Origin of the sequence: Microcystis sp. M109S1 (assembly GCF_020247025.1) — a bacterium.
Lineage (GTDB): Bacteria > Cyanobacteriota > Cyanobacteriia > Cyanobacteriales > Microcystaceae > Microcystis.
In genome coordinates, this window is the sequence record NZ_JADBRW010000021.1 from 1 (window position 1) to 11,576 (window position 11,576).

Annotated in this window: 9 protein-coding genes and 1 pseudogene; 8 read left to right on the forward strand and 2 right to left on the reverse strand. The window is 41.1% G+C overall.

The annotated features are described in order from the left end of the window. The first annotated feature begins 373 nt into the window (after positions 1-373). The 3 genes from IM322_RS00855 (at position 374) to IM322_RS00865 (ending at position 5,288) form a co-directional block, all read left to right on the forward strand. Entirely contained in the window at positions 374-1,585 is a 1,212-nt protein-coding gene (locus IM322_RS00855) for a pentapeptide repeat-containing protein (protein ID WP_287672942.1), read from the forward strand. A 179-nt stretch (positions 1,586-1,764) separates the two neighbouring features. Then, on the forward strand, positions 1,765-3,423 hold the full coding sequence (locus IM322_RS00860) for a Ppx/GppA phosphatase family protein (RefSeq protein ID WP_287672943.1): 1,659 nt from the start codon (positions 1,765-1,767) through the stop codon (positions 3,421-3,423). A 215-nt stretch (positions 3,424-3,638) separates the two neighbouring features. Continuing rightward, positions 3,639-5,288 carry an alpha/beta hydrolase gene (locus IM322_RS00865; RefSeq protein WP_287672944.1) on the forward strand — a complete coding sequence of 550 codons (1,650 nt, stop codon included), beginning with the start codon at positions 3,639-3,641 and terminating at the stop codon, positions 5,286-5,288. A gap of 110 nt (positions 5,289-5,398) precedes the next feature. On the opposite strand, the gene IM322_RS00870 is transcribed toward IM322_RS00865, so the two are convergent. Together IM322_RS00870 and IM322_RS00875 are read right to left on the reverse strand one after the other, a co-directional pair. Beyond that, positions 5,399-5,689 carry a DUF3082 domain-containing protein gene (locus IM322_RS00870; protein ID WP_079209266.1) on the reverse strand — a complete coding sequence of 97 codons (291 nt, stop codon included), beginning with the start codon at positions 5,687-5,689 and terminating at the stop codon, positions 5,399-5,401. A gap of 65 nt (positions 5,690-5,754) precedes the next feature. Beyond that, entirely contained in the window at positions 5,755-6,162 is a 408-nt protein-coding gene (locus IM322_RS00875; protein ID WP_287672946.1) for a general secretion pathway protein GspE, read from the reverse strand. Positions 6,163-7,491: 1,329 nt separating this feature from the next. Between IM322_RS00875 and IM322_RS00880 the strand changes: the two genes are divergently transcribed. The 5 genes and pseudogenes from IM322_RS00880 to IM322_RS00900 all read left to right on the forward strand — a co-directional run. After that, on the forward strand, positions 7,492-8,535 hold the full coding sequence (locus tag IM322_RS00880) for a DNA cytosine methyltransferase (protein ID WP_287676340.1): 1,044 nt from the start codon (positions 7,492-7,494) through the stop codon (positions 8,533-8,535). 182 nt (positions 8,536-8,717) lie between these two features. Further along, on the forward strand, positions 8,718-9,419 hold the full coding sequence (locus tag IM322_RS00885; protein ID WP_287676341.1) for a hypothetical protein: 702 nt from the start codon (positions 8,718-8,720) through the stop codon (positions 9,417-9,419). 313 nt (positions 9,420-9,732) lie between these two features. Beyond that, positions 9,733-10,074 (forward strand): hypothetical protein, encoded by a 342-nt coding sequence (locus tag IM322_RS00890; RefSeq protein WP_002754608.1) that lies wholly within the window; start codon positions 9,733-9,735, stop codon positions 10,072-10,074. Between the two features lie 204 nt (positions 10,075-10,278). Then, the gene (locus IM322_RS00895) at positions 10,279-10,752 is read left to right on the forward strand and encodes a tRNA (cytidine(34)-2'-O)-methyltransferase (RefSeq protein ID WP_287676342.1); all 474 of its coding nucleotides are present in this window, start codon (positions 10,279-10,281) and stop codon (positions 10,750-10,752) included. A 225-nt stretch (positions 10,753-10,977) separates the two neighbouring features. Next, positions 10,978-11,439: pseudogene (locus IM322_RS00900) on the forward strand (prepilin-type cleavage/methylation domain-containing protein); the annotation flags it as partial. Between the last annotated feature and the right edge of the window lie 137 nt (positions 11,440-11,576).

Below are 11,576 nucleotides of genomic sequence, written 5' to 3' on the forward strand. Positions count from 1 at the left end.
TGGGAGTGATCAGGGGGAAAATTCAGGTACTTTTTCCCTGAAAATTAGGTAGTTGACCACCTGAAAATCGGTAAAACCCATCCCCCATCCCCCATCCCCCAACCCCCAACCCCCAACCCCCACCGAAAAACTTTTTCAGCAGACCCTAATTAATAAATTACAACAAAAATAACCAAAGCTAATTTTAAAAAGATAATAGATAGTTGTTAAGCTAAAACGCATTTTAACCGAGATTAGCTAAATCTCCCTCAATCCCTTTACTGTTGCCTCTTGCCTGTTGCCTCTTGCCTGATCTCAACAAGCAATTTAAATACGCGGGCAGCTTATGAATTACATTAATCAATCAAGCAAAAAACAGAACTCTGTAATTTCTATGAGAGCAAGTGAGGTACTAGATTTATATGCCAAAGGGAAACGCGATTTTACAGGAGTAAAATTAAAAGGACAGTGTTTTCACGGAAAGAATTTATCGGGGGCTAATTTTAGTCAAGCCGATCTCCGTGGCACTAATTTTCAAGGGGCTATTTTAGAGAGAACTAAATTTACAGAGGCCAGGGCAGGATTACTAAAGCGCGGTCGGCTACAATTAATCTTAATTTCTTGGTTAATAGCGGCTATCTGCGGCTTTCTGTGGGGATTAGCTGGTTATTATCTAGCTTTAATGCTGGTGACAGATGTAACCGAATTTAAAATCATTGGTGCGGTGATAATTACAATTTTATCTCTAATTTACGGAATATTTTATCGTCAACGAGTTGGGGGATTGCCCTTAGTTTTATCCTTGATTTCTGGTCAAGCAATAAGTTTTATTCTAGCAATTCTTATTAGCTTAATTTTAACTTTATTAACAGTAATTATACTAGCTTTTCAAGGAGCATTAGCAGGAATAGCCGTGATGAATGTAACTTTTTCTATAGCTTTGATTGTTGGGGTTTGTGTTACTTTATTCACCGCTTATCTAGCCTGGTTATCCTTAGAAGAATCGAGAGCAACGGTCACGAAATCGATGGCAATTGCTTTTTTAGCCAGTAAAGGTACAAATTTTTTCGGGGCAAATCTGCAAGAAGCTGATTTCACGGGAGCGCAGTTAAAAGCCACTGATTTAAGGGCAAAAGATTTAACTAGAACTCGATTTTATCTGGTATCGGGCATCGAGCGAGCGCGCTGGGAAAAGACAATTCTGGACGAAGTTGCGATGAGAAATCTTCTGGTTACTGGTCAAGGGGAAAATAAAGCTTATATTGGCTATAATTTTCGCGGACTAAATCTTTCCGGGGTTAACTTAAAAAATGCCAACCTGACTAGGGCAAATTTCAGTGAGGCAAATTTAGCCTACGCTAATCTAGAAGGGGCAAATTTAGCCCATAGTAACGTGATGAGAGCAAATTTACAGGGAGCCACCTTGACGGGTGCTTGTATCGAAGCTTGGAAAATCGCCGAAAATACCAATTTAGAAGGGGTTGATTGTGATTATATCTATTTAGTCGAGTGCGATCGAGAGCGCCGTCCTTGGCAGGGAGAATTTGGGGAAGGGGAATTCCGGCAATTGGCCCTGGAGCAGCGAAAATTGTATATTGACGAATAAGATAACTGCTATACAAAGCTAAAATTGCGGCTCCGAGGCGGGCAATTAGAGGGATAATAAGACCAACCCCGATCGAGCGGGTGTCAGAGGCGGCGGAGTTACATCCCGATGCCAAATAAGGTTATTTGCCCTTTTCCCTAACCCCTATCCCCCGACTGGTAACTGATCACTGATAAGCGATGGTGAATATTTCTAATCAAGTTATACCCAATCGGGGACTAGCGCCCCTTAGAAAAGCCTCCGATGTCCAAATCCTAGCGGCGATCGATATTGGTACGAATTCGGTTCACATGGTAGTAGTGGAAATTGAACCGTCTTTACCCGCTTTTACGATTATTGCCAGAGAAAAGGATACAGTCCGTCTGGGCGATCGAGATAGGAAAACCGGTAAATTAACCCTAGCGGCAATGGAAAGAGCGATCGCCGCTTTAAAACGCTGTCACGATCTGGCTATTAGTCTCCATGCGGATCAGATTATTGCCGTTGCCACTAGCGCCACCCGGGAAGCGACCAACGGCGACGAATTTTTGGCTTTAATCGAGAAAGAAGTCGGTATTTCTGTAAATCTCATCTCCGGACAGGAGGAAGCGCGCCGGATTTATCTCGGTGTCGTCTCGGGAATGGATTTCCAAAATCAAGCCCATATTATTATCGATATCGGTGGTGGTTCCACAGAATTAATCTTAGCTGATAGTCAAGAAATTCGCTTTCTTAGTAGTACCAAAATCGGGGCTGTGCGTTTGACCCAAGATTTCATCACCACCGATCCCATTACTCCCACAGAATTAGCCTATTTAAGAGCATACACCCGCGGAATGTTAGAGCGGGCAGGGTCGGAAATTAAACATCATTTACAGCTGGGAGAAGTGCCGCGTTTAGTGGGAACTTCTGGGACGATCGAAACTTTGATGACTATCCATGCTTTGGAGAAATTGGGGGAAATTCCCAATCCTTTAAATGGCTATCAATTAACCCGCAAAGATGTCAAAGAATTGGTCAAACGTTTCGCCACTTTGGACTATCACCAAAGACTGGCAATTCTGGGGATGTCCGATAAACGGGCCGAGATAATTCTAGCCGGTTCGATCGTGCTTTTGGAAGCGATGACCATGTTAGATGTTGATAAGTTAGTTCTCTGTGAAAGGGCCTTGCGAGAAGGGGTAATCGTCGATTGGATGCTGACGCACGGTTTAATTGATAATCGGTTACTTTATCAGAGTGAAATCCGTCAGCGCAGTGTCTTGAAAATAGCGAAAAAGTATCAAGTTAATTTAGAATCTGCTGAGAGAATAGCGGCATTTTCCCTGTCTTTGTTCGAGCAAACCCAAGCACAATTACATTCTTGGAATCAGGAGGCTAAAGATTTATTATGGGCGGCGGCTATACTGCATAATAGTGGTTTATATGTTAGTCATGCTGCCCATCATAAACATTCCTATTATTTAATTCGCAATGGGGAACTGTTGGGCTATACGGAAATAGAGTTAGAAGTTATCGCTAATATCGCTCGTTATCACCGCAAAAGTAAACCGAAGAAAAGGCACGATGATTTTATGAAATTAACTGAATACTATCAGTATATGGTCAGACATTTAAGTGCTATACTGCGCTTGGCTGTGGCTTTAGATCGGCGACAAATAGGAGCGATTAAAAAGATTGAATGTAAGTACGATCCTGAATATAGAACCCTACATCTGCATCTTTTTCCCAATAATGCTGAAGATGATTGTGCTTTAGAATTGTGGAGTTTAGACTATAAAAAACCTGTTTTTGAGGAAGAATTTGGGGTGAAAGTAGTGGCAACTTTGGCATTTTTACCCTTAAACCATGAGCAGTGAGCGGTTATCATTGACTACCGCCGGTATTAGGTAGCTTGAAATCGGCGAGATTGGAATTTTCGAGACTTGTTACCCGTTATTCTAGGTCAAGATTATCGACCGTGGCAAATTGATAATTTTTGTTGATAGTCAAGCAAGAAAACGGTTAAAAACTGAAAGGTTACTGTTATAATCCAGAGGGAATAGGATCGCAGAAAGAAAAGGAGCCGAAAAACTTGTTGCAATTAGCTAAAATTGGTCGCTTGATCGCTCTTGGTTGCTTGGGAACGATACTGACTAGCTTTCCTGTCCTCTCGGCCGAGAGAATCACTTTTATCTTACCGCCCTTTAGTCGTACCCTAGAAATTAGTTCCCTAGAAAAGTTTGTCGAGACTGGCAGAATTGACGCTAATCTAAGACAATATTTAGGTAATACCACACCCGAACAACAAAGAGAATTTCGCCAAGCTTTAACCACAAGTAAAGAAATTAATCCCGTCCTGATCTCGCGCTTTTTTAACACCACAATGGGGGAAGATATCCTCAACCTTTTAGGGGAACTGATCACCATTCAAGGGGGTATTAATGGTAAATTCGCTCTGCGTTCTGCCCTAATTAAATCAGCTTTTGAACCGGGAGGGGTAACTATTCTTAACCTGCTGCGTAATCTGCCCACTAATATGCAGATTGATGTGACAAGAGTGCAAAGATTAGCTAGGGCGATCGATATCGTCCTGAAAGCGACCACAGTATTCACGGAAAAGGTGGCGCAATTATCCTTAGAAGAAGCTAAAAAGGCTGGTGAAATTAATTTTACCGCCATGACCGACCCCCGACAACCGGGACCGCGACAAGTAGAACAAATGCGGCTGGATTTAACCGATAGCCGTCGTCAGAGGGAACTTTATCTAATCATTGTGAAACCCAAGGGGCAATTAACCCAGAAAACCCCCGTTATTGTCTTTTCCCACGGTTTAGCTTCTCGTCCCGAAGATTTTCTCCGACAAGCGGAACACTGGGCTAGTTACGGTTATCTCGTCGCCATGCCCCAACACCCCGGCAGTGATACCCTACAGGTGCAGAATCTGCTCGCCGGTTTATCGGGGATGGTTTTTGATAGCAACGAATTTGTCAATCGTCCATTGGACATATCTTTTGTGATCGATGAATTGCAAAGACGCAACGCGGGGGAATTTCAGGGGCAATTAGATGTAGATAATGTGGGAGTTGGTGGACATTCCTTCGGCGGTTATACAGCCTTAGCCGTGGGTGGAGCGACGATCGATTTCGAGAATTTACAACGGGACTGCCAAAGAAGATTAGCTTTTCTCAATGTCTCCCTCTTGCTGCAGTGTCGTGCTTTGGATTTACCCCGAGAAGAATACAACTTTCGCGATCCGAGAATCAAAGCGATTTTTGCGGTTAATCCGTTTAATTGGAGTATTTTCGGGGCTAAAGGACTAGCTAAGATCGAAATTCCCACTTTTGTAGCGGCAGGAACCTACGATCCCGCTACCCCCGCTATTTTTGAACAGGTGCGCTCTTTTCCCCTGCTCAACACCGAAAATAAATATTTAGCTCTGATTGAAGGTCAAGCTCACGTCGATTTTTCGGTACTAGACGCGGGAATTAACGAAGCGATCGAATCCATAGCCGATCTTACCCTGCCCGCACCCTATGTGATCGATAGTTACGCCCATTCCCTATCTTTGGCCTTTTTTGAGGTGTATATTCGCAAAAACCCCGGCTATAAACCTTTTTTACAGGCGGCCTATTCCCAATATCTCAGTCAAGGCCAGGAGTTTAGATGTTTTCTGATTACCCGCGCCTCCTCGGCCGCTTTAGAACAACTCATCGAAGATTTTATCGCTCAAAATGTCCGTTAATCAGTTATCAGTTATCAGTTATCAGTTATCAGTTCACTGTTTACTGTTTACTGATCACTGAAAAGCTCCCCACTTACCCACTTCCCCACTTCCAATTCATAATTCATAATTTATATTTGTTGAGGGCGTTTAAGTAGTAATTGAATAGCCAAAAGAATTAAACCAATGGTGACAAAAGCAAAAATAAAGGTTCCTAGAGAAGCTAAACCAAAAACTAAAGTGCGGACAGCGCTGCCAATTCTCAAGGCGATCGGACTGTGAGCAACCATTGGTTTTGAGTAAAAAGAATGACCGATCGCTGCTGTGAGATAATAGAGAATGGTCCCCAATGCTGCCGAAATTGCCGCACCAACCAAACAGCGAGTAGGAGTAACTTTTTTGGTTTCTAATTCTGTGGTCATTACTTTTTAGTCCTCAAATATTGCCCGGGTTAAATTTTAATTCTTTTCCCCAGCATTTTACCCGACTAGGACCAAGGATCGAGGACGGAAGGAAAAGAAGTATCGACTTGCGAGGAGGCGATCAGTTCTTGATTCGCGTCTAGTTGCCGTTTTAACTGTTCCCAATCGCCGGGGTCGGTTAACTCCTCATAAACAGGGGCAGCGGAAAAGATCGTTTCCTTGTCCGATGACCAGTTTCGGGAAGGAAGGACTGGATTAGTCAAATCAGGCAGCTCCTGGTCGAGAATAGTCGTATTTGCGCTCTCAGGGGAAGCTGTGGGCGAATTTAGGCTAATTTCCCGCTTTAGTGACTGTAATTCACGGTTGAGAGCCTGTAATAACTGCTCGATCGCCTCGATTCTCCCGAAAACATCCGAGGGAATCTCAGGATTATTGGCGGCAGAGAGGGAGGGCAAAGTTAATTCATCAGCCATGACGCGCTCGATTTCCTCTAGGGTAGTTTGACATCCTCACCGCCGTAAACGAGCGGTGATTCCTCACCACGCCACCTTTTTAGGATGGTCGTTGAATGGGGTTGACGCGACCCAGGATACTGCTACCTTAGCGGTAGTCTTATGTCTTCCGACCCGTCCGTTTTGATTGTCCGAATGCCGGACGGCCACTTTGAACAAGTCGAAAAAATCTCATGTTCAACCTTATTTACTAGAAAGTTTTACTCGTTCAAGGCCGAATTTGAAGTCTTTTCTGAACGAAACCCCCTACTATCTGTGGTCAAGGTTCAGTTTTTAGCTTGGTTATCGCTTTTTCCATTGTAGGTTAAAGCCGTCCTAAAAGGACGGGGTTTTCAACCCAAATTTTCGGGAGCATCTCATTTATTCAAGTGAGTAATTATACTTATCCATAAAACTGGTTTCTAGCAAGCCTTTCAAAATAGCTTTACATAAAAACCTGATTTAGGGGTTACAAAGGTGAGATGCTCCCAAATTTTCGATAACCCGATTGCACTAACTTTTGAGCAAAGGAAGGCAGCTTGGTCTGAAGTTTCTCGTTTGCTGATGACATGGAATAGAGCCAGTAAAGACTGTACAACCCACTACATCCCTTAGTATTCCCATTTTTTAACCGCAGCTAACAGGTAAAAGAAAATTTATTGTCGGCTACTTATAAGTAGTCGTGCAAAATTAATTTCCTAGTCGAGACGGGAGACCCCGAGACGGGAGACAGCTATCAGGGATCAGATTTAAGTTTTTAGTTCACTGTTTACTGATCACAGCAAAAAGCGTTCCACTGACGGCTTAGATGTATAATTAATTTTGCTTATACCATTTTTCTAAAGTAATGGCAGAAATAGTTAATTACCCTCACCCCCAACCCCTCTCCCAGAAAGGGAGAGGGGAGTAGTATACCTGCCATGAATCAAGAAAAATGCTGTTAGGTACTCAAGAATAGTTATTATTCGCTCAATGCTATCGCTGTTTATGCTTGACTCTCACTGGATTAACAGTGGACCTGTTGCATAATTAATTTTCGAGGGTTCAAAAATGGGAAAAATAGGCATGAGGTAAAAATCAAAAGAGCAGAAGAGGTCATGGTTTCTAGGTTATGCCTGTTAAAGGTATCTTTCTTATCCTACACTTGTAACACCAATCTGTTTAGTATTTGGGAGAAAAAAATTATGCGGACAGGGGAGATGGGGAGATAGGGGAAGTGGCGAGAAAGATTCGAGCATTTATACTAAAATCTAAGATAGCCGGTTTAATATCGTCTCAGGGATCAAAACTAAAGCTTAGAATAGATAAAATATGTGGACTTTTATTGATTTATTTGCTGGGATAGGAGGATTTAGAATCGCCCTAGAGAATCTCGGTTGTCAATGCGTTTTTTCTTCGGAAATCGATCCTCACTCCCAAAAGGTTTACTTGGCTAACTATGGTCATTTACCCGATAATCAAGACATCAGGAAATTAGAGGCAAAAACTGTACCCGATCATGATATACTGTGCGGCGGTTTTCCCTGTCAAGCGTTTAGTATCGCCGGCAGAAAACATGGTTTTGAAGATGCACGAGGAACCTTATTTTTTGAAGTTGCCCGTATCTTACACGAAAAGAAACCGAAAGCTTTTATCTTAGAAAATGTCCAGGGGTTAGTCCATCATGATCGAGGTAAAACTTTAAAAACTATTTTAGATATATTAGAAAAGGATTTGCATTATTTTGTCCCTAGTCCCCAGATTTTAAATGCCAGATATTTTGGGGTTCCTCAAAACCGTCCCCGAATTTTTATCGTCGGTTTTCGAGAGGATTTAAATATTTACCATTTTTCCTATCCCCAACCAACCCAGCAAGAAACTTGTCTCGAAGATATCCTAGAAGAAAAGGAAGTCAGCGTTAAATATTATCTCTCTAATCAGTATTTAGAAACTTTATTTAAACACAAAGCTAGACATCAAGATAAAGGTAATGGTTTTGGGTATGAGATTATTTCTCCCGATGGTATCGCTAATGCGATTGTGGTGGGAGGTATGGGAAAAGAAAGAAATTTAGTTATCGATCAAAGACTGACTAATTTTACTCCCGTTACTCGTATTAAGGGAGAGGTAAATAAATTATTTGTCCGTCGAATGACTCCCAGAGAATGGGCAAGATTACAGGGGTTTCCTGATAGTTTTCAGATTGTTGTTAGCGATGTCCAAGCTTATAAACAGTTCGGTAATTCTGTGGCTATTCCCGTGGTGGAAGCGGTGGCAAAAGAGGTGATTAAAGCTTTAGATTTATCCAGAGATTCTCAAGAAAATATCAGGGGTAAAGAACTACAGGGGAGACAATTAGATCTATTGTCAATCTGAGGAACAATAACAATTTTTTCTAGGGGTTTGGGTATATTACAGCGTTTCTTATAAAGATGAAGTATAAACTAATTTGGTATTGACGACCGACGACTGGCTCCCCAAAACCAAAACTTCCTATCTCACCGTTAAGATAACTGCTATAATAATAGTTAATTATTTGATCAATGGTATTGCTGTTTATGCTCAAGTCTGACTGGATTAAATTAATCAATGCTATTCGTCTCCGAAAAAAAGAATATAATGGCACGGATGGACATATTCATTATAGCTTCTATTACAAGAAAACTTCTAACAATAGAGACTATGGAGAGGGAGGAGATATGGTTGATTTAAGTTATGATGAGTGTTCCTTGGGATTTAGATATAAAGGAGATAGCTTTTTTTTAACGTCTGTCTATGGTCATACCGTATGTTGTTTTCGTCCTAAATACGATAGTTATGTGTTAGAAAAAATAAAAAAATATCATTCTAGAGAAGAATTTATACCTCATATATGTCCTGGTCATCCCACTACAGCTTCTGGTGCTTTCAGGTTTAGCATCAGCAATAATGATGACTTTTTATATTATGCTGGTTTTTATGCTGCCGCCTTTTTATACGCTTTTGATGTCAAAGAGCCTAAGCTACAGTTAATTGACAAAGAATGGATTATTTTTGATTCTAAATTAGGCTATTTTGATTTTGCTACCTATTTTTCTAATCATCAAGTTATCCCGATCAAATTACCGATCCCAAAATTTATTGATCCCAATCACACATCAGTATTAAAACTAGCAGAAGGGTTAGAAATTGCCGATATTAATCAGAGAGATTATGAGCAAGCTTCCCAATACTTAGATGAGATCAGAAGGGAAATTAAAGACGGTTTACTTGACGAATAATAACGTAAATAAGGAGAATAAATTGCTCTCTTGTACTTTATGTAATAAGTTTTACTAATTGAATATACGTTCCTTAACGAGAGCTTGATTTTTTTCCTAAAAATAAGAGATTACCTAACGCATTCTACCTAAAATTTTCTTAATAAATAGGCTATAAACTAAAATTAGGATTCTGACTAGATGCGGTTTCCCCTTAGAGGTAACAATAAAAGAGCAGCAGAGGTGATGGTTTCGCCGGTTGTGCTTGTGAAAGGTATCTCTCTTATACTACACTTGTAACACCAATATGTTTAGTATTTGGGAGAAGAAAATTATGCGGACAATTACACGCACCACCACCACCGAGATGGAAGTCACTAGCATTCGTCTAGAAAGAGTCCTCAAAGACAAGCTGAAAGAGATTTCCGGCAATCAAGGTTATCAAGCACTCATTCGCGATGTCTTATGGAATTTCGTTCAGCAGAAATCAGGAGATTATCGACCTCAGTTTTGTGCTGGCGATATAAGGGCGGTATTTAACGCTACAGCTAGAAAAAATGAGATTTGCGCTCTTACGGGCAAGCTAATCCCCGCTAATGAAACAATGTTATTAGGTTTGACAATCCATGGCGATTTAGTTCCGTTGAGTATGGATAGTTATGCCAATTTAAAATAAGTTTGACTAGGGTGGGGCAGAATGCAGTATAGTTAGTCCTCACCCATAAAGATAAGGGAACAAGCAATAGGAAAGTGGGAATTATAAATTATAAATTATGAATTATGAATTGAGAGGTGGGGAGTTTTTTGCTGTAAACAGTCAACTGATAACCGATAACTGATAACTGATAACCGATAACCGATAACTGATGACTGATAACTGATGACTGAAGCGATTTTACGAGTGGTTTTAATCAATCCGCAAATTCCGCCAAATACGGGGAATATTGCCCGTACTTGCGCCGCAACGAGGACAGAATTGCATTTAGTCGGTCCTTTGGGTTTTGAAATTAGCGATCGCTATCTGAAGCGCGCCGGCTTAGATTATTGGCCCTATGTAAAACTTATGTACCACTTGACAATAAATGAATTCTGTGATTATCAACAAAAGAGCGGCGGAAGGGCGATCGGGTTTACTGTGCGCGGCAGCAGCAGTTATGTGGAATACAGCTATCAAAGCGGAGATTGGCTAATTTTTGGCAGTGAAACCGACGGTATTCCGGCAGATTTATTAAATCAATGTGATCATACAGTGTATATTCCCATGGCGGAACCGGGGGTGAGAAGTTTAAATCTTTCCGTTAGTGTGGCAATCGGATTATTTGAGGCCAGACGACAACTGGGATTTATTCGTTAGCGGGACATTTGGCTATATAAACAGAGCAAATAAACTGAATTGACCAAAAAATTAGAAAATTGCTTTTATTTAGCTGATTTTTGCCCGGAGCAGAAAAAATAGCAATCGCCATCAATCTTGTCCGTAATAACAGCAAGAAATTATGTGGATTATCCTAGCGCAAGTTAATTGTTGCTCCTTTGTAATTACATAATTTATTGAAAATAAAAAGGCAAGATGAGGCTCATGAATATCTTAGACCTTCCTCCCAATACTTTTCGCAATTTACAGCTTTTTAATCGGCAAAAATCCACCTCTGGCTTAACTCAAGTCGAGATGTTAGTTACCCTAATTTTATTAGGAATTCTCTTAACTATTGCCCTTTCTGCTTATCATCGTTTAATGGCTTGGATTCGCTTAAATATCGCCACCTTTGAAATATCACAACAGTGGAAAAATACCCGTTATCAAGCCACAGGAGAAGGTTCTCATCCCCTATCTTTGTGCATGGCAGAAAGTGAAACCGAACAGATTAAAGTGGCAAAAGTACAAGGGGACGAATGTGAAAATGTCACCGATTGGACTCCCATCACTCGTGGTGTTAGCATCGATACTGATAATTCTACCCTACGCCGAGTTAGTGGACCTGTGGGTAATCACGGTACAATTTATCGCGCTAGTTGGGCCGATACAAAGGGGGGGTTAGGGTAGGGCTGTTTCATTCTCCCATCAGAATATCAAAAGTAAAAGCGATCACCGTCAGGTAAAATGAGAAGTGACCGGCAACCTTTTAAATATATGTTGAGCTTAATAGAAAAACTGAAACAAGTCAAGGACTTTCGGAA

What these genes read in the sequence shown, in the direction of transcription:
- IM322_RS00855 (WP_287672942.1), top strand. Translation starts at nt 374, where the DNA reads ATGAGAGCAAGTGAGGTACTAGATTTATATGCCAAAGGGAAACGCGAT.
- IM322_RS00895 (WP_287676342.1), top strand. Translation starts at nt 10,279, where the DNA reads ATGACTGAAGCGATTTTACGAGTGGTTTTAATCAATCCGCAAATTCCG.
- IM322_RS00875 (WP_287672946.1), bottom strand. Translation starts at nt 6,162, where the DNA reads ATGGCTGATGAATTAACTTTGCCCTCCCTCTCTGCCGCCAATAATCCT.
- IM322_RS00870 (WP_079209266.1), bottom strand. Translation starts at nt 5,689, where the DNA reads ATGACCACAGAATTAGAAACCAAAAAAGTTACTCCTACTCGCTGTTTG.
- IM322_RS00880 (WP_287676340.1), top strand. Translation starts at nt 7,492, where the DNA reads ATGTGGACTTTTATTGATTTATTTGCTGGGATAGGAGGATTTAGAATC.
- IM322_RS00860 (WP_287672943.1), top strand. Translation starts at nt 1,765, where the DNA reads ATGGTGAATATTTCTAATCAAGTTATACCCAATCGGGGACTAGCGCCC.
- IM322_RS00890 (WP_002754608.1), top strand. Translation starts at nt 9,733, where the DNA reads ATGCGGACAATTACACGCACCACCACCACCGAGATGGAAGTCACTAGC.
- IM322_RS00885 (WP_287676341.1), top strand. Translation starts at nt 8,718, where the DNA reads ATGCTCAAGTCTGACTGGATTAAATTAATCAATGCTATTCGTCTCCGA.